Genomic DNA, 23,719 nt, shown 5'->3' on the forward strand with positions numbered 1-23,719 from the left:
CTCTCCTTCCAGAGTTCTAGAGCGTGAAGCGGATCGCGGTCCCGGGCCTGGCCTGGGCCGCCCGGGGCAGGTCGGTGGAGCGGACCACCGCGATCACCGGGTACCCGCCGGTGACCGGGTGGTCGGCCAGGAACAGCACGGGTTCGCCGGTGGGCGGCACCTGGAGCGACCCGGGCACCATGCCCTCGCTGGGCAGTTCGCCCTCGCGCGACCGTTCCAGGACCGGCCCGGACAGCCGGGCGCCGACCCGGTCGCTGCGCGAGGTGACCTCGTAGGCGCAGGTGAGCAGGGTCGTGAGGGCGTCGCCGGTGAACCAGTCCTCGCGCGGGCCCGGGACCACGCGCAGGGTCGTCTCCGGTCCGCCGACCGGCGGGACCGGGGCCAGGTCGACGTTGGGGAACCCGGCGGGCGGCGGGCCGACCGGCAGCAGGGTCCCGGGGGTGGGCACGTCGGGGCCGAGCCCGGCCAGCACGTCGGTGCTGCGCGAGCCCAGGACCGGCGGTACGGCCACGCCTCCGCGCACGGCCAGGTAGGTGCGCAGGCCCCGGGTCGGGAGGCCCATCGTCAGTTCGGCGCCGTCGGCCAGCCGCAGGACGGTGTTCATGGCGGCCCCGCGGCCGTCCACTTGGAGCGGTACCTCGGCCCCGGTGACGGCGACCGTCAGGGGGCCGCGGGCCCGTACCCTCAGCCCGCCCAGGGTGGCCTCCAGGGCGGCGGCCCCGGCCGGGTTGGCGAGCATGCGGTTGGCCAGGGCGTAGGAGGCGGCGTCGGCGGCGCCGGAGCGGCCCACGCCCAGGGCGGCGTGGCCGAACCGCCCGGTGTCCTGGACCGTGGTCAGCGGCCCGGTCGCCACGATCTCCAGGGCGTTCACCGCACCTCCTCGAAGCGGACGCGCACACCCGGGCGCAGCAGGCCGGGCGGGTCGCGGTGCAGGTCCCAGATCTTCTCCTCGGTGCGACCGAGCAGTTGCCAACCGCCCGGGGAGCTGCGCGGGTACACGCCGGTGAACTCCCCGGCCAGGGCGACCGACCCGGCGGGGACCCGGGTGCGGGACTCTGCGCGGCGCGGGACGTGCAGGCGCTCATCGTCGCACACCAGGTAGCCGAACCCGGGTGCGAAGCCGCAGAACGCGACGGTCCAGGTGGCCGCTGTGTGCGCCTCGACCACCCCGCGCGGGGTGAGGCCGGTCGCCCCGGCGACGTCGGCCAGGTCCTCGCCGTCGTAGACCACCGGGAGGACCACGGTCTCCCCTTCGGCGCGTTCCCCGGCCGGGGCGAGCGGGACCTCGCGCACCGCGGCGGCCACCGCGCCGGGGTCGGCCCCGGGGGTGAGCCGCAGCAGCACGGTCCGCGCCGCCGGGACGACGTCGGCGACGCCCGGGACGGGGGCGGCCTCCAGGGCCGCCCCCAGGGCGATCACCTCGGTCAGGTCGGCGACCTCCACCAGCACACCGCTGTCGGCGCAGGTCAGTACGCGCACGGATTCTCCTTCGGGCCGGTCCCGGACGGTCAGCGGGCGAACGGCGCCGGGGTGACGCCTGCGGCGCGCAGCCGTTCGGCGACGGTACGGGCGATGGCGACCGCTCCGGGGCTGTCGCCGTGGACGCACAGGGAGTCGGCCTCGATGAGGATCTCACTCCCGTCGACCGCGGTGACCGGTTCCCGCCGGGCGATGCGCAGGCAGCGCTCGGCGATCTCCGCGGGGTCGTGCAGGACGGCGCCGGGTTCGCGGCGGGAGACCAGGGTGCCCTCGGGGGTGTAGGCGCGGTCGGCGAACGCCTCCCGGTAGGTGGGCAGCCCGGCCTTCTCCGCCAGGTGCAGGAACCGGGAGCCGGGCAGGCCGAGCACGGGCAGGCCGGGGTCGAAGGCGCGGACGGCCTCGACCACGGCGGCGGCCTGCTGCTCGTGGTGGACGATCGTGTTGTAGAGCGCCCCGTGCGGCTTGACGTAGCGGATGCGGTCGCCGGCCAGGCGGGTGAAGGCCGACAGCGCACCCATCTGGTACAGGACGTCGGCGGTCAGTTCCGCGGGCGGGACGTCGATGAAGCGGCGGCCGAACCCGGCCAGGTCGCGGTAGCCGACGTGGGCGCCGACCGCCACGTTGCGGGCGGCGGCGTCCGCGGTGGTGCGGCGCAGCACCAGGGGGTCGCCCGCGTGGAAGCCGCAGGCGACGTTGGCGCTGGTGACGATGGACAGCAGTGCGCGGTCGTCGCCGAGCTCCCAGCGGCCGAAGCCCTCGCCGAGGTCGGAGTTGAGGTCGATGCGGGACACGGGTGCTCCTCTACTGCCAGAGGGCGGCGATGCCGCCGAGGGAGTTGACCGCCATGTAGGCGGTGAGGGCCCAGGCCAGGACGCCGATGACGACCAGCCACACGGGGTACCGGTAGCCGCCGAGCAGGTCCCGGGAGCGGCGGGCCGCGACCCAGAGCATGATGCCCAGGCCGACCGGCAGGATGATGCCGTTGAGCGCGCCGGCCAGGACCAGGAGCGTGGTCGGGGCCTGGCCGGAGACGAGCAGGACGACCAGGGAAACGCCGATGAAGGCGGTGACGAGGAGCCCCCTGTACTTCTCCAGGCGCCAGTGGAAGGTGGAGACGAAGGAGATCGAGGTGTAGGAGGCGCCGATCACGGAGCTGACCGCGGCCGCCCACATGATCACGCCGAACAGGCGCATGCCCGCCTCTCCCGCGGCCTGGAGGAAGGCCTCGGCCGACGGGTTGTCGGAGTTGAGGATCTCGACGCCGCCGGAGACCACGCCGAGGATGGCGAGGAAGAGCAGCACGCGCATGACACCGGTGACGATGATGCCCAGCACGGAGGTGCGGGAGATCGCGGCGATGTTCTCGGGGCCGCCCCGCCCTGCCTCGATGAGGCGGTGGACCCCGGCGTAGGTGATGTAACCGCCGACGGTGCCGCCGATGATGGTGACGGTGGCCAGGAAGACGTCCGTGCCGAGGTGTTCGGGCAGGACGGACTGGCGCAGGGCCTCGCCGACCGGGGGCCGCGAGATGATCGCGACGTACAGGGTGAGGCCGATCATCGCGACGCCGAGGACGACCAGGATGCGGTCCAGTGCCGCGCCCAGCCTCTTGGCGCCCAGGATGACGACGGCCAGGACCGCGGAGATGACCGCACCGATCCGGGGGTCGAGTCCGGCCAGGGCGTTCAGGCCCAGTCCGGTGCCGGCGAGGTTGCCGACGTTGAAGACCAGGCCGCCGAAGACGATGAGGACGGCCAGCAGGTATCCGGCGCCGGGGACGACCTTGTTGGCCAGGTCCTGGGCGCGCATGTTCGCGACGCCGACGACCCGCCAGATGTTCAGCTGGACGGCGATGTCCACGAGGATCGAGAGGAGGATCGCGAAGGCGAACGTGGCGCCGAGCTGCGCCGTGAACTGAGTGGTCTGGGTGATGAAGCCGGGGCCGATGGCGCTGGTGGCCATGAGGAACATCGCGCCGAGCAGGGCGCTGCTCAGCGCGACCCGCCCGGGACGGGGGCGCACCTCGGCGGGTGCGGGGGGCGTGTCGCCCATGGGTCTCTCCTCGGTTGGGAGCCGGAGAATACGACGTGACACGGACCACTCCACGTCGTTGGATTGTTGAACAATACTTCAATCCAACAAGGCGAGTAAAGAGTCCGCCCGCAAAGATCGCTGGTCAGAGATGTAACGGTCCGCTCACATCGACCGGCGATTCATAGGATCATCCAATGGAGCGCTCGCGCCGGGGAGACCCAGCCCGGAACCCCGGGCCATCGGCGACAATGGGAGGGCACCGCCCCTTTTTCCAGCGAGGAGCCCCAGTGACGGCCACGGACGACCGCATCGGCAGGCCGACCCGACGGCTGCTGCCGCTGCCCAGCCAGGCCGAGCGGGTCGCCGAACTGCTGCGCGAAGCCGTCATCGACGGCGACCACCCGCCCGGTCGGCGCCTGTCCGAGGAGCGGCTGAGCGAGGAGCTCGGTGTCTCCCGCAACACCCTGCGCGAGGCGTTCCGGCTGCTCGTCCGCGAGCGTCTGGTGGTCCACCAGATGCACCGCGGCGTGTTCGTCACGCTGCCCACCACGGAGGACGTCCGCGACCTGTTCCGGGCTCGGCGCTCGCTGGAACTGCCCGCGGTGCAGCGCGCCGCCGACCCCGTCCCCGAGGCGGTGCAGGCGGTGGGCCGGGCCGTCGCCGAGGGGGTGGCGGCCCGCGACGCGGGCGACTGGTGGGGCGTGGGCACCGCGAACATGCACTTCCACCAGTCGCTGGCCGGGCTGGCGGGCAGCGTCCGCGTCGACGAGTTCATGAGCCGGATCCTGGCCGAGACCCGGCTCGCCTTCCACGTGATGGACGCGCCCCGCGAGTTCCACGCGCCCTACCTGGACTGGAACCGGCGCATCCACACCCTGCTCGCCGACGGCGACCACACGGCCGCCGCCGCCGAGCTGGAGAACTACCTGGACACCTCGGAGGAGCAGCTGATCACCGCCTTCCTCGCCCGCGAGGCCGACGGCACCGGCTGACCGCGCGGTCGGTGCCGGGCTGACCTGGGGGTTCGCCACCGCTTCCGGCAAGGCTGGGGAAAAGCCCGGTGACACAGGTCCCGAAATGCCATGATGGGCGCGCAATGGAACTGAACGGACGCCCTGCCACCACCGGGGAGCTCGCCTCCCTCGCCCTCCACGGCTACGGCCACTTCACCACCATGCTCGTCGCCGACCTGCGCGTACGCGGCCTGGAGCTGCACATGGACCGGTTGCGCGAGGACTGCCGGGCACTGTTCGGCACCGATCCGGACATCCCCCGGGTGCGCGAGCTGGCGCGGCGCAGCGCCCGCGCGCACACCTCCCCCGCCGTCATCCGGGTGACCGTCTTCGACCCCGGGCTGGACCTGGGCAGGCCCGCCAAGCGCAGCCTTCCGCAGATCCTCGTCACCACCCGGCCCGCCCCCGCCCCCGACCGGCTGCCGTCCCCGTTGCGGCTGGGCACACGCCGGTACGCCCGGGACACCCCGCAGGTGAAGGGCACCGGTCTGTTCGGCCCGATCCGCCAGCGGCGGGCCGCGCAGCTGGACGGGCACGACGACGCCCTGTTCCACGGGGTGGACGGCCGGGTGTCGGAGGGGCCCACCTGGAACATCTGCTTCCTGGACGGTGAGGGCCTGGTCTGGCCGCAGGCCCCGGTGCTGTCGGGGGTGACCGCCCGACTGGTGAGCGGGCTGGCCGAGGACATGGGCGTACCGGTCTCCACCCGGCCGCTGTCGGCGGCGGCCGCGACCCGGATGGCCGGGGCGTTCGTGACCAACGCGGTCACCGGAGTGCGCCCGGTGATCTCCATCGACGGGGAGCGGCTTCCGTTGGCCGCGCTCACCAACAAGCTGGCCGCCACCTACCGGGACCTGCCGGGCGACCCCCTGTGACCCGCCGGATCAGGCCCCGGCGCGTCGGGCCCGGCCCGGCCACCAGGTGCGCGGTCCCGCGTCCAGCGCCAGGGCGGGCACCAGCACGGTACGCACCAGCAGCGCGTCCACCAGCACCCCGAACGCCACCAGGAAGGCCAGCTGGAGCAGGAACAGCAGCGGGATGACGGCGAGCGCGGCGAAGGTGGCGGCCAGCACCACACCGGCGGAGGTGATGACGCCGCCGGTGACGGCGAGCGCCCGCAGCACGCCGTCGCGGTGCCCGTGGGCCAGGGTCTCCTCCCGGGCCCGCGACATGAGGAAGATGCTGTAGTCGATGCCCAGCGCCACCAGGAAGACGAACGCGAACAGCGGCACCACCGGGTCGGCGCCCGGTAGGTCCAGCACGTGGTCGAAGACCAGGGTCCCCACGCCCAGGGCGGCGGCGAACGACAGCACGTTGGCGGCCATGAGCAGCAGCGGGGCGACCAGTGCCCGCAGCAGGACGACGAGCACCAGCAGGACCACGACCAGGACCAGCGGCACCACCACCAGGAAGTCGCGTTGGGCCGTCTCCAGGGTGTCCAGGTCGGTGGCGGTGACGCCGCCCACCAGGGCGCCGGCGTCCGGAGCGTCCGCGGCCAGGCGTTCGCGCAGGTCGCGCACGGCGTCCACGGCCTCGGGAGACTCCGGGCCCACGGTGAGGACCGCCTCGACCAGCACGCGGCCGTCCTCGGTCAGCGGCGGCAGGTCGGCCCCGGGAGGTCCGGGTTCCGTGACGGGGACGGCGCTCTCCACGGTCGGGGACGACTCCGCCGCCGCGACGACGGCGTCGAGGTGGTCGGCGTCGGCGACGATCAGGGCGGGTGCGGCGGCCGCGTCGCTCCCGAAGCCCCGGTCCAGGGCCTCCTGCGCGGTGACCGCCTCCACCTCGGTGCGGAACACCTCGGCCTGGCCGGTGCCCTGGGCACTGAACGCGGGGGCGAACACGGCCGCCGCGGCCAGCAGCGCCGTGGTGGCGAGCCACAGCGCGCGCGGTCGGCGGGCGACGGCCCGGGCGACCCGGCCCCACAGGGGGTGGGCTGCCATGACGCGGTCGGTGTCTCCCCCGGTGACGGCGGTGGGGCGGTGCGGGGCGCTCGGCCAGAACGCGGCCCGGCCGGCGAGGGCGAGCGCGGCGGGCAGGAAGGTCATCGCCGAGAGCACGGCCGCTCCGACGCCGATGGCCACGACCGGGCCGAGGCTGCGGGTGGAGGCCAGGTCGGCGGCGAGCAGGCAGAGCAAGCCCAGGACGACGGTGCCGGCGGAGGCGAGCACCGGGCCGGTGACACCGCTCAGCGCGGCCAGGACGGCGGTCGGGACGCGGTCGCGCAGGGCCGACTCTTCGCGGTAGCGGGCGACGAGCAGCAGGGCGTAGTCGGTGCAGGCACCTACGACGAGGATGAAGAGAATGCCCTGGCTCTGCCCGTTGAGGCTGACCCACCCGGCGTCGGCGGCCAGGTAAACGAGGGCGCCCGACAGGCCCAGGGCCAGCAGGGACGCCAGGATGACCAGGACCGGCAGCAGCGGGGAGCGGTAGACGGCGACGAGGATGACCAGTACGGCTGTGACCGCGACGAGCAGCAGGGTGGAGTCGATTCCGCCGAAGGCGGCAGCGAGGTCGGCGGCGTATCCCGCCGGGCCGGTGACCTGGACCGTGAGGTCGCCGACGGGCTCACCGGCGAGAACGGCGCGCAGTTCCTCGACCGCTTCGGAGGTCTTCGCGCCGGAGTCGATCGGCACGATCAACTGGGCGACGGAGGGGTCCTCGGTACCGGGGAAGGGGCCGACCACGTCGCCGGAGACCCATGGCCGGTCGGCGATCTCCTCACCGAGGGCGGCGATGTCCCCCAGTTCCTCCCCGGTGATGTCCCCGTCGCCGGACCAGAGGGCGATGGCGGGCACCGCGTCCTCGCGGTCGAAGTCCTCGGCGATCCGGGCGACCTCGGTGGACTCCGCCCCCACTGGGAGGAAGGCGGACCGGTCGTTGGTCTGCACCTCGCCGAGCCTGCCCAGGAAAGCGCCCAGGGGCCCGCCGCCCAGTGTCCACAGCAGGACGACGAGCAGTGCCGCCCCGATCCACCACCGCGACCGGCGTTCCGGCCGCCTCTCCTCGTTCACCGATGTTCCCCTCCACCACGGCAAAAGCCACGGAAAACAAGCATCTCGTTTTTCAAGCATTTCTTGGGCGCGACTCTACACCCTCCGGGGAACGGCGCCGCCCGGGGCCCGCACACCGACCGCCCCGCGCCGGGAACGGCACGGGGCGGCCAGGGCGGGGCTGCGCAGTCAGACGGCCGCGGGCTCGCGTGCCTCGCTCTGGGCCATGCGGGCCATGTTCCGCGACATGGAGCCGAAGACCACACCGTGGAACGGCGTCACCGCAGCCCAGTAAAGGTGGCCTGTCAGGCCGCGGGGCCGGAACAGCGCACGCTGGCGCAGGACCGTGCGCCCCTCACCGCGCTCGACCGTGAACTCCAGCCACGCCGGGCCGGGCAGCCGCATCTCCGCGCGCAGTCGCAGCAGTCGCCCCGGAACGATCTCCTCGACCCGCCAGAAGTCCAGGGAGTCGCCCACCCGCAGACGTCCGGGATCGCGGCGGCCCCGGCGCGGGCCCACCCCGCCCACCGCCAGGTCGATCCAGCCGCGGGCCGCCCAGGCGAGCGGCCACGAGTACCAGCCCCGTTCGCCGCCGATCCCCTCGACCACCCGCCACACCGCCTCCGGCGGGGCGTCCACCTCCCGTACCCGCTCGTCGGTGTACAGGCTGCCGCCGGCCCAGTCCGGGTCGCTGGGCAGCGGGTCGGACGGGGCGCCCGCCCAGGACGCCGACGTCCAGCGGGTGTCCACCCGGGACTGGGCGGTGCGGCGGATCGCCAGCCCCACCGCGCGGTCGAACCCGATCCGCTCGTGGTCGCCGAGCAGATCGGACAGGTCGTCCTCGCCGCACACCGCGTCGTGGCGCAGGGACTCCACCAGCGGGCGGGCGATGGCGGGCGGCACCGGGGTGACCAGACCGACCCACAGGCTCGACAGCCCCGGGGACAGCACCGGGACCGGCAGGATGACACGCGGCCGCAGTCCCGCCGCCTTCGCGAACCGCTGGATCATGTCCGCGTAGGTGAGGACGTCGGGCCCGCCGACGTCGAAGGCGCGATTGCGGTCCGGAGGCAGGTCGGCCGACCCGACGAGCAGCCGCAGCACATCGCGTACGGCGATCGGCTGCACCCGGCTGCGCACCCAGCGGGGCGTGGTCATCACGGGGAGCCGTTCGGTGAGATACCGCAGCATCTCGAAGGACGCCGACCCCGACCCGATGATCACGGCGGCCCGCAGCACGGCGGCGGGCACGGGGCCCTCCAGCAGGATGCGGCCCACCTCGGTCCGGGATGCCATGTGCGCGGACAGGTGCTCGCCCTCGGGCGCCAGCCCGCCCAGGTAGACGACCCTGGACACCTCCGCCCCGGCGGCCGCATCGGCGAAGTTCCGAGCACCACGGGCATCGGTACCGGAGAAGTCCCGGTCCCCCGCCATGGAGTGGACGAGGTAGTAGGCCACTCCGACGTCCGCCAGTGCCTCCCGGAGCCCCTCTCCCGAGACCACATCGCCGCGGACGACCTCGACACGTTCGCGCCAGGGGTGGTCGCGCAGCTTGCCCGGGTCGCGGGCCAGGCAGCGAACCTCGAAGCCGGCGTCCAGCAGCTGCGGGACCAGCCGCCCCCCGATGTAGCCGGTGGCCCCGGTGACCAGGGCCCGGCGGCCGTTCACCGACCCGCCCGCGCCGGTGCGCGGTGGACGCGACGCCGCTCGCGGTGGCGCCGGTACGGGTTGTCCTCGGGCAGACCGCCCGTGAAGCGGCCGTACATGCCGACGGTGAGCAGCAGGATGCCGACGGCGAAGCTGAAGATGACGTTGGGCATCGAGAAGGCCAGGAAGTTGTTGTCGGTGCTCATGAGATAGAGGTTGACCAGGCCGCTCGCGATGAAACCCGCACCGACCAGGGTCGACACCGTCGAACAGAAGGTGCCCCCCACCACGACCGCGCCGACCAGCAGCGAACCGATGGCCACCGAGATGAAGCCGAGGGCGCCGTTCGTGGAGAGCCCCGCGATGACCTCGCCCCGGGTGTCGAAGAGCGGAAGCCGCACGAACAGGCTCGTGACGCCGAATCCCACCAGGACGAGTCCGAGGAGCGCTGTCCCGACTCGGTGGACGACGGCCAGGCGGCGGTCGGCGGAATGGGCGGTGTCCAGGTCCATGATGACCCTCCGTTTCACGTCCTTGCAGCTAGAGTCGGTCGCGAAGGCGAGCAGGACAACTCGCACCGCTTTCGCAACGCTTGGGGGACCATGGCCGACGCACTGACCCCGGGAGCGGCCGCGCGCCTGCTCGGCGTCGCCCCCGCCACGCTGCGCAGCTGGGACCGCAGATACGGGATAGGTCCGCGCGAACGCAGCCCCGGCGGGCACCGGCGCTACACGCGGCAGGACGTGGAACGGCTGCGGGAGCTGTGCCGCCTCGTCGGCGAGGGGCTGGCCCCGGCCGTCGCGGCCGAACGGGTGCTGGCGCGACCGGCGGCCGGCCCCCCGCGTGTGCCCGCGCCGCGCTCGGAGCACGGCACCGGTCCGCGCCCCGGCGGTGAGACACCGCCGGTCGGCGGGGCGCCCACCCTCCAGGGGGTGGCCCGGGCGGCGATGCGCCTGGACGCCGACCTCGTCGAGGAACTGCTCGGGCGCGCGCTGCGCGCCGAGGGCGTGGTCGCGGCCTGGGAGGGGCTGGCGATGCCGCTGCTGTACGGGATGGGCCGCAGGTGGGCGGACACCCGGCGCTACGTGGAGGTGGAGCACCTGCTGTCGTGGTGCGTCTCCTCGGCGCTGCGCCGGATACCCGCGCCCCCGGCCGCCGACCGTTCCGGCGCCCGCCCGGTGCTGCTGGCCTGCGGCCCGGAGGAGATGCACAGCCTGCCGGTGGAGGCGCTGGCCGCCGCACTGCGCGAACGCGGGCTCGCCCACCTGGTCCTGGGCGCCTGCACCCCGGTGGACGCGACGGAGCGAGCGGTGCGGCGCACCGCTCCCCGGGCCGTGGTCCTCTGGTCCCATGTGGGAGGCCCCGGCGGCATGGCCGCGCTGCGCGCCGCCGTGGGCGCGGCCGTGGACTCACCGCAGGCGGTCCGGGTGTACACGGCCGGGGACGGGTGGCGCTCCCTCACCGCGCGTGCCGGGCGCGGCCACCTGGGGTCGCTGGCGGAGGCGGTACGGACGCTCGACCCGGGTTGAGGGCGGCACGGGCCGAGTACCACAGGTGGTCGAGCACGGTCAGGGACATCGGGCCGACCGGGGTGCGCAGGCCCAGCGCCAGTTCGCGGGGCAGCCGGGTGCCGCCGTCGAGGAAGGCCAGCACGTCGCCCAGCCGGTCGGGGGCGAGCAGACGGGTGAAGAACTCCGCGCCGCGCACCCGGCCGGTGGCCAGCGCGCGCAGCAGGACCGCGTCCATGGCCAGGTGGCGGCGCCGGTGCGGGACCGGCGGGACCGGGACCCGCCCCTGCTCCAGGGCCGCCGCCACGGCCGCCGTCTGGCGCAGCACCCCGCTGAACGTGTACCCGGTGGAGGGCCGGGTGGCCCCGCCCGCCCCGCCGATCCGGAAGACCCGCCGCCCGGCCCGGGTTCGCAAACGCGCGTCGGTCATCGGGATGACGCCCTGCTCGGCGGCGGTGACCTCGAACCCCGACAGGCCCAGGCGGGCGCAGTGGTCGGCCAGGCGGCGGTCGTACTCGGCGGTGGTGAGCGGAGCGGGCCCGAACTCGGTGTACTCCACCAGCGCTTCGCGCGCCGACAGCGGGAGCACGTAGGCGAAGGCCACCGCGTTCTCCGGCTGGGGCGGGGTGAAGTCCATCAGCACCGCCGCCGCCGGGTCGAAGGCGTCGGCGGGGGTGCGCACGAACCAGCCCCGGAAGTGCTGGAGCAGTAGGGTGCGGCCGGCCGGAAGGGGGCGGGGCGGCCGTGAGTCGAACACCCAGCGGGCGGTCAGCCGGGCCGGGGAGCCATCGGGCATCACCCCCTCCACCACGGCGCGGTCGGCGCCGTCCCGAACCGCGTCGACCAGTAGGGGCACGGCGGCGACCCGGTCCCCGAAGCCGGACCGCACATAGGCCTCAAGGTCGACCGAGCGCAGCATCTTGTACACGAAGGGGTCGGCGGGAGCGGTGCGGCCGGTGCCGTCGGGGCCCACGACGGTCAGGTTCCGCCACCGGGCGGCCAGCAGGTGGTCCCACTCACCGCCGTCGGGTTCCCAGAAGCACCAGGTGCGCGGGGGCGGGGTGTGCGGCCCTTGCGGGGGCTCCACCAGGGCGACACGCACCGGGGCCCCGTCGGGGTGGTTGACGGCCGACACGCGGTGGGCCAGGGTGAGCCCTGCGGCTCCCCCGCCCACGATCACCACGTCATGATCGGTCATGGCCCCCACTCTGCCGTGGGCGACCGCACCCAGGCCAGCGTGCACCCGGAGGACGCGTGGACACCACCCGAGCCAAGCAGGACGGCGAGGTCACGGAAGGGTTCGACCTCGCCGCGGCCGTGTACGACAGGCTGGTGGCCGGCAGTCCCGGCTACCACGCCCACCTGCGGATCTCCGCACGGCGGCTGGACCCCGGTGCGCTGTCACCCGAGCCGCGGATCCTGGACCTGGGCTGCGGGACCGGGGCCTCCACCGCGGCCCTGCTCGACACCGTGCCCTCGGCCCGGATCGTCGGGGCGGACGCCTCTGCGGGGATGCTGGACGCGGCCCGGGCCAAGTCCTGGCCGGACACGGTGTCGTTCCACCGTGCGCGGGTCGAGGACCTGACCCCGGAGTGGGCGGCCGAGCGGCTCGGCGGCCCGGCGGACGCGGTGTTCGGGGCCTATCTCATCCGCAACTGCCCCGACCCCGACCGGGCGCTGGCGGTGATGCGGGACCTGCTGCGCCCGGGCGGCCGGTTGGTACTGCACGAGTACTCGGTGGCCGACTCGGCCGCGGCGCGGACCGTGTGGACGGCGGTGTGCCGGGCGGTGATCATCCCCGCCGGACGGGCGCTGTCGGGGGACGACGCCCTGTTCCGGTACCTGTGGCGCAGCGTCCTGGAGTTCGACGGCCGCCGGGCTCTGCTGGCGCGGATGCGCCGCGCGGGGCTGGTGTCGGTGGCCTCCGCACCCATGCCGGGCTGGCAGTACGGCATCACGCACACGTTCGCGGGCGCACGGCCGGAGGGGGCCCGGTGAGCCGGCCGGCCGATGTTCACGACCCGAGCGCCGAAGAGGTCCCGCCCGCACCGCCGGTCGCTCCGCGCACCGCACGGGCTCCCGAGGCCGCGGTGGTCGGCGGCGGGATCGCGGGGCTGGCGGCGGCCTGCGGGCTGGCCGAACGCGGGGTCCGGGTGACCGTGTTCGAACGCGAGGAGTCCCCGGGCGGGCGGTTGCGCGGTTGGGACACCACCCTGGCGGACGGATCCCGGGCGGCGATGGACCGCGGGTTCCACGCCTTCTTCCGCCAGTACTACAACCTGCGGGGGCTGCTGCGGCGGGCCGACCCGGCGCTGGACGCGCTGGTCCCCCTGGCCGACTACCCGCTGGTCCACCGCGACGGGCCGCGCGACCGGTTCTCCGGACTGCCCGCGACCCCGCCGTGGAACGCGCTGGCGCTGGCCGCCACCAGCCCGAGCTTCCCGCTGCGCGACCTGGCCCGGGTCAACGTCCCGGCGGCGCTGCAACTGCTCGACGTGGACGTGCCGGGGGTGTACGAGCGGCTCGACCACGTGAGCGCGCGGGACCTGCTGGCGGCGGTCCGGTTCCCGCCGACCGCGCGGCACCTGGCGTTCGAGGTGTTCACCCGCAGCTTCTTCGCCCCGGTCGACCGCCTCTCCGCGGCGGAGCTGGCGGTGATGTTCCACCTGTACTTCCTGGGTTCGTCCGAGGGCCTGGTGTTCGACGTGCCGCGCGCCCCGTTCCCGGAGGCGCTCTGGCAGCCGCTGGTCCGGTACCTGGCCGGGCTGGACGTCAAGGTGCGCACCGGGGCGCCCGTGGAACGGGTGGAGCCCGGGAGCGGGCGGCGCTTCTCACTGCCCGGGCACGGGGAGTTCGACGCCGTGGTGCTGGCCGCGGACGTCCCGGGGCTGCGCACCCTGGTCGCCGCCTCACCCGGTCTGGGGGACGCCGCCTGGCGGGCCTGGGCGGCCCGGCTGGAGTCGGCGCCGCCGTTCCTGGTCTCGCGCTACTGGCTCGACCGGCCGGTGCGCCCGCACCGGCCCGCGTTCCTGGGCACCGCCGGGTACCCGACCCTGGACAACGTCAGCGTCCTGGAGCGGTACCGGGACCGGGAGCGGGAGTGGGCCGACCGCACCGGGGGCTCGGTGGTGGAACTGCACGCCTACGCCCTGCCCGAGGGCTGCGACCCCGACCGCGAACGCGACCGCCTGTGGGCGCAGGCGGTGTCGGTGTACCCGGAGCTGGCCGCGGCCGCCGTGGTCGACGCCCGGCACGAACTGCGCACGGACTGCCCGCTGTTCGCCCCGGGCTCGCACCGCGACCGGCCGGGCACCGCCACTCCGGACCCGTTCCTGGTGGTGGCGGGCGACCACGTCCGCACCGATCTGCCGGTGGCGCTCATGGAGCGCGCCGCCGCCAGTGGCCTGCTCGCCGCCAACGCGCTGCTGTCCCGTTGGGGCCTGCCCGGCCACACCCTGTGGACCGTCCCCCGCCGCGGCCGCCTGGCCCCCGCCCGCGCCCTCGCCCGCCTCTCCCGCGGCGGGTAGCCGACCACCGTGATCGGTGTGCTCGGTCTGCTGGAGCGCGCGGGTGTCCCCCGCTTCGCCGCCGAGGTGCGGCGGCATCTGCGCTGAACCGGTCAGCCGGGGAAGCGGCCGGTGGAGCGGAGGAGGTAGCGGCGCTCGGCGTAGGCGAGGTCGTCGCGCCACAGGCGGCGGGCGACCGCGCGCACGGCCGGGCGGACCGCGGCGGACAAGCGGCGGGCGACGGAGAACCCCGGCCGGTCCGAAGCGGCGACGGTCGCCTCGATGACCGCGGTCCGCGGCACGCCCCGGGCGTCCGTGCCCAGCGGCGTCGCGTGCGTCTCCACCACGCTGCCCAGCCCCTCACCCTCGATGATGCGCATGACGACGGTGCGCGGCTCCGGGCAGTGGAACTCCGCACGCACCGGCACCCCCCAGCGGCCCGCCACCTTGAACCCCACCTCGACGACCATCCGGTCCGGGTCCGGGTCCGGCCCCTCGGGCACCTCCGTCACCCGGAGTCCGACGAAGCTGTAGGGGTGGAACCACGAGCCGTGCCAGGGGTCGAGCCGGTTCGCCACCACGTCCTCGGGCTCACAGCGGCCGGCCATGCTCTCCACCGCGCTGATCGCCCTCTCCGGCGCCGGGCGTTCGGGGACGACCGGGGCGTCGAGCGGTTCCTCGCCGCCGACCCGGTCCAGGCGCACCCACACCAGCACCCCGTCGTCGTGGACCGGGTACGGGCTCCAGCCGGGGAAGCCCTCCGCGCCCAGGGACAGCCCGTGCCAGCGGCACACCAGGCGCCCGTCGGCGACGGCGCCCCGGCACAGGGGGGCGCCCAGGTGCGGGCAGGCGCCCGGGGCGACGTGCGCGGTGCCGTCGGGGGTGCGCCAGGCGACCAGCTCGACCCCCGCGACGAGCCTGCCGAAGGGCCGGTCGGTGCGGACCTCGCAGGAGGCGGCCAACACGTACCAGTTGCCGGAGGGCCGGGCCAGCGCCCGCTTGAGCGCGGCCGCGATGATGCCGGGCGACCCGTCGCGCCAGGTCGGGTCCTGGGCGGTCCAGGCGGTCGCGGGCATGCGGCGCAGCGGGATGAGGCGGGGGGTCGGATCGGGCAGGGTCACACCGGGCCTACCTTTCGGGTGCCGGACGGGGACGGGGGACCGAGCGGGCGAGCATCGCACGGGCGAGCGCGGGCACCGCCGCGGCGAGTTTGCGGGCGTCGGAGACCCGGTGGCGGGTGGTCCACACGTCGTGGTCGGCGGCGGTGATCTCGTCCAGGATGGCGCGGTAGAGCCGGAACGCCGTGGCGACACACGGGCGCGCCACGGGGTCGAGCATCGCGATACCGGGTTCCGCGGCCCGGTAGAAGCCCTGGTTGACCTCGACCAGGTCCGCGACCGCCCGGCGGGCGCGCGGGTCGGGGCGGCGGGTGCGGGCGCAGTGCCCCAGCAGGTCGCGGTCCACCCCGTGGGCGGCCAGCACGTCGGCGGGCAGGTACACCCGGCCCCGGTCGAAGTCCTCCGCGGTGTCGCGGAGGAAGTTGGTCAGCTGGAAGGCCTCGCCCAGGGCGGCGGCCGGGGGCTCGGCCTCCTCCCGGGGGACCACGGTGCCCAGCACGGGCAGTACCTGGAGGCCGATGACCGCCGCCGACCCGTACATGTACTCGCGCAGGTGGTCCAGGTCCCGGTAGTCGGTGACGGTGAGGTCCATGCGCATGGAGCGCATGAACGCGGTGAAGTGCGCGGCGGGGAGGCGGTACCGGCGCACGGTGTGCGCCAGTGCGCGCAGCACGGGCTCGGCGGGCTCGCCGCCGTGCAGCGCCCGGGCCAGGTCGGCGTCGATCGCGTCCAGCCGGGCCGCCCGCCCGGCGGCGGTGGCGCCGGGCCCGGGCTCGTCCACGATGTCGTCGACCCAGCGGGCGAACCCGTACAGGGCGTGCACTCCGGGCCGCCGGTCCGGCGGCAGGACCCGGGTGGCGGTGAAGTAGGTGCGCCCGTGGCGGGCGTGCAGCTCACGGCAGCGCAGGTAGGCCAGGCGCAGCGGCCGCGGGGTGATCCCGGCGGCGTCGAGTTCGGCGGTGGCGGTGCTCATCGTCCCCCCGTTCGTTCCACCACGCGGGCGGCGGCGAGCTTCCCCGAGATCAGCACGGTCGGCAGGCCGACCCCGGGCGTGGTGCCGCACCCGGCCAGGGCGACGTTGGCCAGGCCGGGAACGGTGTTGCGGGGCCGGAACGGCCCGGTCTGGGCGAAGGTGTGGGACAGCGAGAACGGTGTTCCGTGCGCCAGCCCCCGCCGGGCCCAGTCCGCCGGGGTGACCAGGTGCTCGGCCCGGACGGCCGCGTCCAGGCCGTCGAGCCCCCGTTCCTGGAGGGTGGACACCAGGTGGTCGCGGTAACGCGGCCCCTCCGCGTCCCAGTCGATGCCGCCCGCCGCCAGGTTGGGGGCGGGTGCCAGCACGTACAGGGACTCGTGTCCGGCGGGGGCCAGTGTCGGATCGGTGCGGGTGGGCCGGGTGACCAGCAGGGACGGGTCGGACATCACCCGGCCCGCGCGGATGATCTCGTCGAAGGTGCGGTCCCAGGCTCCGCCGAAGGAGATCGTGTGGTGCTCCAGCCGCTCCCAGGAGCGGTCCACCCCCAGGTGCAGGACCACGGCGGACGGCGAGTAGCGGAGCGGGACCCGGCGCCGGGGTGCGCCGCCGAGCAGCCGGTAGGCCGCGGGCAGGTCGGCGGTGACCACCGCCTGGTCGCAGGGGAAGCGCTCCCCCGACTCCGTGACGGCGGCGGTGACCCGGTCGCCGACCCGTTCCAGCGAGGTCACGGCGTCGCCGTAGCGGAGCACGGCCCCGGCCTTGGCGGCCGCGCCGGCCAGGGCGTCGCCCAGGGCGCGCATGCCCCCGCGCGGGAAGTACACGCCCGCGACGGTGTCCATGTAGGCGATGACGGCGTAGGCGGCCAGGGCCCGCCGCGGGGCGACCCCGGCGTACAGGGCCTGGAAGGAGAAGATCCGGCGCAGCCGCTCGTCGCGCACGTGCCGGCCGACGGCGGCGGAGAGCCGCCCGAACCCGCCCAGGGCGGCCAGCCGCACCAGGTCGGGCCGGGCCAGGTCCAGCAGGGAGTCGAACTGCGCGTCGATGAAGGTGCCCATCTCGGCCCGGTAGAGCCGGGTGAGCCAGGCACGAAGCCGCAGGTAGCCGTCGGCCTCGCGGTCACCGGCGACCCGGGCCACCTCGGCCGCCATGGCGTCGGCGTCGGTGTGGACGTCGATGCTGGAGCCGTCCGCGAAGTCGGCGCGGTAGGCGGGGTGCAGCGGGACCAGGTCGAGGCGGTCGGCGACGGTCTCGCCGACGGCGCCCAGCGCCTCGTCCAGGAGTTCGGGCATGGTCAGCACGGTGGGCCCGGTGTCCATCCGGAAGCCGTCCAGGTCCAGGCGGCCCGCCCGGCCGCCCGGGTGGGCGTCGCGTTCCAGGACCGTGACCTCACGGCCTGCCCCCAGCAGGTGCAGGGCGCAGGCCAGGCCGGACAGTCCGGCGCCGACGATGACGACCCGGCCCCGGCCGGGTACGGTACGGCGGTTCACTCGACCTCCCCCAGGCGGCCGGCCAGGCCGGTGAGGACGTCGCGTACCGGTTCGGGCAGGTCGATCCCGCCCAGGTGGGAGACGCCGCGGGCGGCCAGGCCGCGGCAATGCTCGGCGATCCTCTCCCGGGCCCCCAGCTCGTCCAGCACGGCGGCGGCCAGTGCCGGGTCGGCGCCCGCCCCGACCTGTTCCAGCACCTCCGAACGCGCGGCGTCGTGCCGATCGCGCGCCAGTCGGGTGCCGAGCGCCAGCAGCAGGGTCGTCTTGCCCTGGAGCAGGTCGTCGCCGACGGGTTTGCCGGTGGTCCCGGTGTCGCCGTAGGCGCCCGCCAGGTCGTCGGCGAGTTGGAAGGCGATGCCGACGTCCCGGCCGTAAGAGCGCAGCGCCTCGACCACGGCCGGGGGTGCGCCGGCCATGGCGGCCCCCAGGTGCAGCGGACGCTCCACGGTGTAGGAGGCGGTCTTGAGCAGGTCGATGCGCAGTGCCAGGGACTCCGAACGGGACCCCGTGGCCTGCCCGCGGATGTCCAGGAACTGCCCGGCGATCATCTCGGTGCGGATCTGTCGCCAGACCGCCCGCCCCGCCTCCGGGCGGAGCACCCCGGGCAGGGCGTCGGCCAGCATGTCGTCGGCCCAGGCCAGGGCGAGGTCGCCGACCAGGACGGCGAGGGACTCGCCGTAGCGCCTCGCCTCACCCGACCAGGCGTTCTCGCGGTGCTCGTCCTCGTGCGACCGGTGGACGCAGGGGGCGCCCCGCCGGGTCGCGGAACCGTCCATGACGTCGTCGTGGACCAGCGCGCAGGTCTGGAGCAGTTCCAGCGACGCGCAGGCGACCAGCGCATGCCGGGCGACGGGTCCGGACACCGGGCCGCCGCCGGCGCGCCAGCCCCACCAGGCCAGCGCGGAGCGCAGGCGTTTGCCGCCCTCCAGTGTGAAGGCGACCACCTGCGCCGCGGTCCCGGCGGCGAACTCCGGGTCCGTCCGCCGGGCCCCGCGGAGGCGGCGCTGGAGACGGTCACGGAGCACCCGGTCCAGCGCGGATCGCGGATCGCCGCGGACGTGGTCGATATGGAGCGGAACCGGATCGTCGAGGACGGGTTCGATGACTGCCTCCCGTGGGCCGTTCATGCCTGGGACAATAATCTCGGAAAACATGAATCTCGGCAACCGAACTATTAGGGCGATTTCGTCACGGCACCCTTCAGGGCAGATCGGGAGCTCCCACGGGGTCGTAGACTCGGAGTGACCACAGCCCGAGCCCCGGGGAGAGAGGAACCGTGGACACCGTGTCGACCGCCTCTCCCACCGACCCCGACGAAGCCGCGGTGAGGTTCGACCACTACCGGTCCCTCCAGACCGACGGGCAGATGCTCGCCGTGCGGCTCATCAAGCTGCTGCACCGGATGGCCGACCGGTCCGGGATGAACCCCACCGACTTCCAGTGCTACACGTTGCTGCGGGTCGCGGGCACGATGACACCCGGAGAGATCGCCTCCAGCCTGTGCCTGTCCACCGGCTCGGTCACCGGGGTGATCGACCGCATGGAGGCCCACGGCCTGGTCGAGCGCACCCGCCACCCCGAGGACCGGCGCAAGGTCGCCGTGCGCCTCACCGCGGGCGCGGAGCGGATGAACAGCGCGTTCGCCCCCGGGATGCGCGTGGCGATGACCGAGCTGCACGACGGCTACACCACCGAGGAACTGGCCGTCATCGTCGACTGGCTGGGCCGGATCGGCCGCACCCTGGACGGGCTCACCGAGGCGCCCTGACCGCCCCTTTCCTCCGCCTTCGCGGTGATCCGTCACCGACCCTCCGCACCCGTGCGGCTCACCGTCCCGGACCGGCTCCGCCTCTTACGATGCCGACAGACCAGTCCGCACCCGGCTTAGCGCCCGGCCGACACTCCACCCGGGGACCCCCGCCGAGGTTGGGGAGGAGCCGTCATCTCGACCCTGCGCACCTACATCCGAGAGCACACCAACCCCGCGGTCTTCGCGGTGTCCGGGATCGTCATCATCGCCTTCGTGGTCCTGGGCATCGTGTTCACCGAGCCACTCCTGGAGGCCGCCACGGCGACCCGGGACTGGATCGGGACCAACCTGGGGTGGCTGTACGTGCTCGCCACCACGTTCTTCCTCGTCCTGGCCCTGTTCCTGATGTTCAGCAGGTACGGGAGCATCCGGCTGGGCCCGGACGACTCCCGGCCCGAGTTCGGGACCGTCGCCTGGTTCGCCATGCTCTTCACCACGGGCATGGGCATCGGCCTGGTGTTCTGGGGCGTCTCCGAACCCATCCACCACCTGCACTGGCCCCGGTCGGCCGACTACCTCCCCGGTGAGGACGGGGTCCCGAACCCCGACGCCGCCGGCGAGGCCATGGCCCTGAGCTTCTTCCACTGGAGCTTCCACCCCTGGGCGATCTACATCGCCCTGGGCGTCTCGCTGGGCTACTTCACGTTCCGCAAGGGGCTGCCGCTGCGGCCCGCCTCCGCGCTCTACCCGCTCCTGGGCGAGCGGGCGTTCGGCTGGCCCGGCAACCTCGTGGACATCCTCGCCGTCTTCGGCACGATCTTCGGCCTGGCCACGTCACTGGGCCTGGGCACACTCCAGATCGGCGGCGGCATCGAGCACGTCTTCGGCATCGAGTCGAGCCCGCTCGTCCATTCGGTGCTCATCATCGTCATCACCGGCGTCGCCCTGCTCAGCGTCCTGGCCGGGATCGACAAGGGCATCCGCCGCCTGTCGGTGATCAACCTGTGGCTGGCGATCGCGCTGATGCTGATCGTCTTCCTGTTCGGGCCCAAGCTGTGGATCATCAGCATCACCACCACGGGCCTCGGCGACTACCTGGCCAACCTCGTCCCGTGGAGCCTGTCGTTCCCCAGCCCGCTGACGGACGAGCAGGCCGCGAGCTGGACCACCGCGTGGAGCATCTTCTACTGGGGCTGGTGGATCTCCTGGGCGCCGTTCGTCGGGATCTTCCTGGCCCGTGTCTCCTACGGGCGGACCATCCGGGAATTCGTCATCGGCGCGCTGTTCGCACCGGTCATCGTCTCGGTCCTGTGGTTCGGGGTGTTCGGCGGCTCCGGCCTGTACTACGACCTGTTCGAGGGCGGCGGATTCAACGCGCTGGAAGAAGAGGACCGGGCGTTCCGGCTCATCGAGCTGCTGCCCCTGGGCCAGGTCGTCGGCGTGCTCATCGCGGTCCTGCTGATCATCGTGGTGGCGGTCTTCTTCATCACCTCCTCCGACTCGGGTTCCCTGGTGGTGGACACGCTCACCAACGGGGGCGACACCAAACCCCTCAAGGGCCAGCGGGCCTTCTGGGCGATCAGCGAGGGCGCCGTCACCCTGGTCCTGCTGGTCCTGGGCGGGGCCGACGCCCTCTCCGCGCTCCAGGCCGCGGCGGTGGTCACCGGGCTGCCCTTCGCGGTGATCCTGCTGTTCATGTGCTGGGGGCTGCTCAAGGCGCTCAAGGACGAACGACCGCTCGGGCCCGGAGCGAAGACCGTGCCCGGCCCGGCGCGGCGGACACCGTCCTACCGCCCGTCCGACGACCGATAACGAGGGGACCCACGATGGCACCGAAGAAGTTCACCAATCCGTTCCACGGCGTCGTGGACATGATCACCGAGATGAACCGGGTCTCCGACGCCATGGCGACCGTCGAGACGGGCCAGGCCGGGCACCGCGAGCGCGGATACGCCGACGCCTGGAGTCCGCCCACCGACATCCTCGCCCGCGGCGAGGACCTGGTCATCCGCTGCGAGGTGGCCGGGGTCTTCGAGGAGGACGTGTCCGTCAGCCTGAGCCACGGGGTGCTCACCATCCACGGGGAGCGCAGGCGCGACGAGGAGGGCACCGTCGTCTACTACTCGTCGGAGCGGTTCATGGGCACCTTCCGCCGCGAGATCGCCCTGCCGGACGGGGTCTCCGAGAAGGACATCGAGGCCTCCTACGGTGAGGGCCTGCTGGAGGTGGTGGTCCGCGGCGCGGCCAACGCCGCCGCGCCCAGGGCGATCTCCGTGCGCAGGCGCAAGAGGGGCTGAGCCGGGGCGACCGCCGTCTCCGCCCGAGGCGGCGGCCGCCCCGGAAGCGCCGGGAACCATCCACCCCCGCGCGACGACTCCGAGTACGGACGGGCCGTCTCCGGCACGGCCCCGAATCGGAGGAACGATGCACCACACCCGTACCGCCCGCGCCCTGCCGATCGCCGCCGCGTTCGTTCTGGCCCTCACCGCCTGCGGCACAGGCGCGTCGGCCGACGCGCCCCGGGACGCGGCCGCGGAGTCCGCCCCGCCCTCCCCGGCGGCGGAGCAGGCCGAGGCCTTCTCGATCACCGACCCCTGGGTCAAGGCCGTCACCGCCGAGGAGGGGATGAGCGCCGTGTTCGGCGAGATGGCCAACGGCTCCGACGCGGAGATCGTCATCGTGGCGGCCGAACACCCGGCGGCGGAGATGGTCGAACTGCACGAGGTCGTCACCGAGGGCACCGACTCCACCATGCGCGAGATCGACGGCGGTTTCCCCGTGGAGCCCCGGGGAACCCGCACCCTGGCCCCCGGCGGCGACCACATCATGCTCATGGGCCTCACCGAGGACCTGGAGGCGGGCATGGAGGCCACGGTCACCGTGGAGTTCGCCGACGGGTCGACGACGGAGTTCACCGCCCCGGTGAAGGAGTACGCGGGGGCCAACGAGGAGTACGAGGGCGACGGCCACGGGCAGCACGAGGACGACGGGGACCACTGATGGACCGGGGTGTGAGCAGACGCGGCCTGCTCCTGGGCGGTGCGGCGGCCGGGGCGGGCGCGGTCGGCGGAGCGCTGGCCCACCGCTGGGCGACCGACGCGCCGGCCGCTCCGCAGGCCGCAGCGCTCCCCCTCAACGGGGAGCGGACCGTGCCCTTCCACGGCCCCCGCCAGGCCGGGGTGGAGACCCCGCCGCAGGCGCACGCCGCGTTCACCGCCTTCGACCTGGGCCGGGACGTGGACGCCGAGGGGGTGCGCCGGCTGATGCGGCTGCTCAGCGACGACGCCGCCCGGCTGACCCGGGGCGAGCCCGCCCTGGCCGACACCGAACCCGAGCTGGCGACCGTCCCGGCGCGCCTGACCGTCACGTTCGGGTTCGGCCCGGGCCTGGTGGAGCGGGTGGACCCCGGCGCCGTGCCCGACTGGCTGCGGCCGCTCCCGGAGTTCGACCACGACGACCTGGACCCGCGCTGGGGCCAGGCCGACCTGCTCGTCCAGGTGTGCGCCGACGACCCGGTGACGGTGGCGCACACGGTGCGGATGCTCGGCAAGGACGCGCGCGCGTTCACCGAGCCCCGGTGGACCCAGACCGGGTTCCGGCGCGCCCACGGCTCCGAGGCCGACGGCACCACCATGCGCAACCTCATGGGCCAGGTGGACGGGACGGCCAACCCGCGCCCGGGGACCGCCGACTTCGACCACCTGGTGTGGCGGGAGACCGGACCCGCCTGGCTCGCCGGGGGCACCGGACTGGTGCTGCGGCGCATCGAGACCCACCTGGACACCTGGGACGAGCTGGACCGGCCCGCCCGGGAGGCGGTCATCGGCCGCCGCCTGGCCGACGGGGCGCCGCTGACCGGCGGCGATGAGCACGCCGAGGTGGATCTGGCGGCCACCGACGCCACCGGGCTGACGGTGATCGCGGACTTCGCCCACGTGCGCCGCTCCCGCACCGACGACCCGGAGCAGCGGATCTTCCGGCGCGGCTACAACTACGACCTGCGCGACCACGGGACCCCGGAGGCGGGGCTGCTGTTCGCCTCCTACCAGGCCGACCCGGTCCGCCAGTTCACGCCCATCCAGCGTCGGCTGGACGAACTGGACCTGCTCAACGAGTGGGTCACCGCCGTCGGCTCGGCCGTGTTCGCCGTCCCCCCGGGCTGCACCGAGGACGGCTACGTCGGGGACTCCCTGCTCGAACCCTGAACCGGT

The 23,719-nt window shown here is 74.3% G+C and carries 22 protein-coding genes; 10 read left to right on the plus strand and 12 right to left on the minus strand.

Annotated features, from left to right (window positions below; genetic code table 11):
• Positions 1-16: 16 nt before the first annotated feature.
• From QJS33_RS03685 to QJS33_RS03700, 4 genes are read right to left on the minus strand one after another with little or no spacing between them, the layout of a single operon-like run.
• Entirely contained in the window at positions 17-871 is an 855-nt protein-coding gene (locus QJS33_RS03685) for a biotin-dependent carboxyltransferase family protein (RefSeq protein ID WP_306366406.1), read from the minus strand.
• Positions 868-1,479, minus strand: a complete 612-nt coding sequence (locus QJS33_RS03690) for an allophanate hydrolase subunit 1 (protein ID WP_306366407.1) — start codon at positions 1,477-1,479, stop codon at positions 868-870. Before QJS33_RS03690 ends, QJS33_RS03685 begins: the two co-directional genes overlap by 4 nt.
• 29 nt (positions 1,480-1,508) lie before the next feature.
• On the minus strand, positions 1,509-2,270 hold the full coding sequence (locus QJS33_RS03695; protein ID WP_306366408.1) for a LamB/YcsF family protein: 762 nt from the start codon (positions 2,268-2,270) through the stop codon (positions 1,509-1,511).
• Between the two features lie 10 nt (positions 2,271-2,280).
• Positions 2,281-3,531 (minus strand): NRAMP family divalent metal transporter, encoded by a 1,251-nt coding sequence (locus QJS33_RS03700; RefSeq protein WP_306366409.1) that lies wholly within the window; start codon positions 3,529-3,531, stop codon positions 2,281-2,283.
• A 269-nt stretch (positions 3,532-3,800) separates the two neighbouring features.
• On the opposite strand from QJS33_RS03700, the gene QJS33_RS03705 reads away from it, so the two are divergent.
• Together QJS33_RS03705 and QJS33_RS03710 are read left to right on the plus strand one after the other, a co-directional pair.
• The gene (locus QJS33_RS03705; protein ID WP_306366410.1) at positions 3,801-4,505 is read left to right on the plus strand and encodes a GntR family transcriptional regulator; all 705 of its coding nucleotides are present in this window, start codon (positions 3,801-3,803) and stop codon (positions 4,503-4,505) included.
• 104 nt (positions 4,506-4,609) lie between these two features.
• A complete protein-coding gene (locus tag QJS33_RS03710) occupies positions 4,610-5,401 on the plus strand; it encodes an aminotransferase class IV (RefSeq protein WP_306366411.1) in 792 nt (263 codons plus the stop codon).
• A gap of 9 nt (positions 5,402-5,410) precedes the next feature.
• Here the strand turns inward: QJS33_RS03710 and QJS33_RS03715 are convergent, their stop codons facing one another.
• From QJS33_RS03715 to QJS33_RS03725, 3 genes are all read right to left on the minus strand, one after another.
• Positions 5,411-7,540, minus strand: coding sequence for an MMPL family transporter (locus QJS33_RS03715; protein WP_372339577.1), 2,130 nt, complete (start codon positions 7,538-7,540; stop codon positions 5,411-5,413).
• A gap of 168 nt (positions 7,541-7,708) precedes the next feature.
• The gene (locus QJS33_RS03720) at positions 7,709-9,187 is read right to left on the minus strand and encodes an SDR family oxidoreductase (protein WP_306366413.1); all 1,479 of its coding nucleotides are present in this window, start codon (positions 9,185-9,187) and stop codon (positions 7,709-7,711) included.
• Positions 9,184-9,678, minus strand: coding sequence for a DUF4383 domain-containing protein (locus QJS33_RS03725; protein ID WP_306366414.1), 495 nt, complete (start codon positions 9,676-9,678; stop codon positions 9,184-9,186). The genes QJS33_RS03720 and QJS33_RS03725 overlap by 4 nt, the downstream gene beginning before the upstream one ends.
• A gap of 90 nt (positions 9,679-9,768) precedes the next feature.
• On the opposite strand from QJS33_RS03725, the gene QJS33_RS03730 reads away from it, so the two are divergent.
• Complete coding sequence (locus QJS33_RS03730) at positions 9,769-10,695, plus strand: MerR family transcriptional regulator (RefSeq protein WP_306366415.1); 927 nt, start codon at positions 9,769-9,771, stop codon at positions 10,693-10,695.
• On the opposite strand, the gene QJS33_RS03735 is transcribed toward QJS33_RS03730, so the two are convergent.
• Positions 10,625-11,872: a lycopene cyclase family protein gene (locus QJS33_RS03735; protein ID WP_306366416.1), complete on the minus strand. Its 1,248-nt coding sequence runs from the start codon at positions 11,870-11,872 to the stop codon at positions 10,625-10,627. The two genes, QJS33_RS03730 and QJS33_RS03735, sit on opposite strands and share 71 nt — an antisense overlap.
• A 56-nt stretch (positions 11,873-11,928) precedes the next feature.
• On the opposite strand from QJS33_RS03735, the gene QJS33_RS03740 reads away from it, so the two are divergent.
• Together QJS33_RS03740 and QJS33_RS03745 are read left to right on the plus strand one after the other, a co-directional pair.
• Positions 11,929-12,672, plus strand: coding sequence for a trans-aconitate 2-methyltransferase (locus QJS33_RS03740; protein WP_306366417.1), 744 nt, complete (start codon positions 11,929-11,931; stop codon positions 12,670-12,672).
• Positions 12,669-14,201 carry an FAD-dependent oxidoreductase gene (locus QJS33_RS03745; protein WP_306366418.1) on the plus strand — a complete coding sequence of 511 codons (1,533 nt, stop codon included), beginning with the start codon at positions 12,669-12,671 and terminating at the stop codon, positions 14,199-14,201. The genes QJS33_RS03740 and QJS33_RS03745 overlap by 4 nt, the downstream gene beginning before the upstream one ends.
• A gap of 92 nt (positions 14,202-14,293) precedes the next feature.
• On the opposite strand, the gene QJS33_RS03750 is transcribed toward QJS33_RS03745, so the two are convergent.
• Genes QJS33_RS03750 through QJS33_RS03765 form a run of 4 tightly spaced genes read right to left on the minus strand, consistent with a single transcriptional unit; the run spans position 14,294 to position 18,885 of the window.
• Positions 14,294-15,301, minus strand: a complete 1,008-nt coding sequence (locus tag QJS33_RS03750) for a DUF5914 domain-containing protein (RefSeq protein ID WP_306366419.1) — start codon at positions 15,299-15,301, stop codon at positions 14,294-14,296.
• A 7-nt stretch (positions 15,302-15,308) separates the two neighbouring features.
• Positions 15,309-16,271 (minus strand): phytoene/squalene synthase family protein, encoded by a 963-nt coding sequence (locus QJS33_RS03755; protein ID WP_306366420.1) that lies wholly within the window; start codon positions 16,269-16,271, stop codon positions 15,309-15,311.
• The gene (gene crtI / locus QJS33_RS03760) at positions 16,268-17,758 is read right to left on the minus strand and encodes a phytoene desaturase family protein (RefSeq protein WP_306366421.1); all 1,491 of its coding nucleotides are present in this window, start codon (positions 17,756-17,758) and stop codon (positions 16,268-16,270) included. The genes QJS33_RS03755 and crtI overlap by 4 nt, the downstream gene beginning before the upstream one ends.
• Positions 17,755-18,885 carry a polyprenyl synthetase family protein gene (locus tag QJS33_RS03765; protein WP_306366422.1) on the minus strand — a complete coding sequence of 377 codons (1,131 nt, stop codon included), beginning with the start codon at positions 18,883-18,885 and terminating at the stop codon, positions 17,755-17,757. Before QJS33_RS03765 ends, crtI begins: the two co-directional genes overlap by 4 nt.
• Before the next feature lie 149 nt (positions 18,886-19,034).
• On the opposite strand from QJS33_RS03765, the gene QJS33_RS03770 reads away from it, so the two are divergent.
• The 5 genes from QJS33_RS03770 (at position 19,035) to QJS33_RS03790 (ending at position 23,713) form a co-directional block, all read left to right on the plus strand.
• Complete coding sequence (locus QJS33_RS03770) at positions 19,035-19,526, plus strand: MarR family winged helix-turn-helix transcriptional regulator (protein ID WP_372339578.1); 492 nt, start codon at positions 19,035-19,037, stop codon at positions 19,524-19,526.
• A 228-nt stretch (positions 19,527-19,754) separates the two neighbouring features.
• Complete coding sequence (locus QJS33_RS03775) at positions 19,755-21,320, plus strand: BCCT family transporter (RefSeq protein ID WP_306366423.1); 1,566 nt, start codon at positions 19,755-19,757, stop codon at positions 21,318-21,320.
• Between the two features lie 14 nt (positions 21,321-21,334).
• A complete protein-coding gene (locus tag QJS33_RS03780) occupies positions 21,335-21,805 on the plus strand; it encodes an Hsp20/alpha crystallin family protein (RefSeq protein ID WP_306366424.1) in 471 nt (156 codons plus the stop codon).
• Between the two features lie 127 nt (positions 21,806-21,932).
• Positions 21,933-22,508 carry a copper chaperone PCu(A)C gene (locus tag QJS33_RS03785; RefSeq protein WP_306366425.1) on the plus strand — a complete coding sequence of 192 codons (576 nt, stop codon included), beginning with the start codon at positions 21,933-21,935 and terminating at the stop codon, positions 22,506-22,508.
• Positions 22,508-23,713: a Dyp-type peroxidase gene (locus QJS33_RS03790; RefSeq protein WP_306366426.1), complete on the plus strand. Its 1,206-nt coding sequence runs from the start codon at positions 22,508-22,510 to the stop codon at positions 23,711-23,713. Before QJS33_RS03785 ends, QJS33_RS03790 begins: the two co-directional genes overlap by 1 nt.
• The last annotated feature ends 6 nt before the right edge of the window (positions 23,714-23,719 follow it).

Source organism: Nocardiopsis sp. CC223A (assembly GCF_030766825.1).
Classification (GTDB): domain Bacteria; phylum Actinomycetota; class Actinomycetes; order Streptosporangiales; family Streptosporangiaceae; genus Nocardiopsis.

Coding starts and splice junctions, on each gene's coding strand:
- QJS33_RS03700 (WP_306366409.1), bottom strand. CDS start 3,531: ATGGGCGACACGCCCCCCGCACCCGCCGAGGTGCGCCCCCGTCCCGGG.
- QJS33_RS03710 (WP_306366411.1), top strand. CDS start 4,610: ATGGAACTGAACGGACGCCCTGCCACCACCGGGGAGCTCGCCTCCCTC.
- QJS33_RS03725 (WP_306366414.1), bottom strand. CDS start 9,678: ATGGACCTGGACACCGCCCATTCCGCCGACCGCCGCCTGGCCGTCGTC.
- QJS33_RS03730 (WP_306366415.1), top strand. CDS start 9,769: ATGGCCGACGCACTGACCCCGGGAGCGGCCGCGCGCCTGCTCGGCGTC.
- QJS33_RS03735 (WP_306366416.1), bottom strand. CDS start 11,872: ATGACCGATCATGACGTGGTGATCGTGGGCGGGGGAGCCGCAGGGCTC.
- QJS33_RS03755 (WP_306366420.1), bottom strand. CDS start 16,271: ATGAGCACCGCCACCGCCGAACTCGACGCCGCCGGGATCACCCCGCGG.
- QJS33_RS03765 (WP_306366422.1), bottom strand. CDS start 18,885: ATGAACGGCCCACGGGAGGCAGTCATCGAACCCGTCCTCGACGATCCG.
- QJS33_RS03780 (WP_306366424.1), top strand. CDS start 21,335: ATGGCACCGAAGAAGTTCACCAATCCGTTCCACGGCGTCGTGGACATG.
- QJS33_RS03785 (WP_306366425.1), top strand. CDS start 21,933: ATGCACCACACCCGTACCGCCCGCGCCCTGCCGATCGCCGCCGCGTTC.
- QJS33_RS03790 (WP_306366426.1), top strand. CDS start 22,508: ATGGACCGGGGTGTGAGCAGACGCGGCCTGCTCCTGGGCGGTGCGGCG.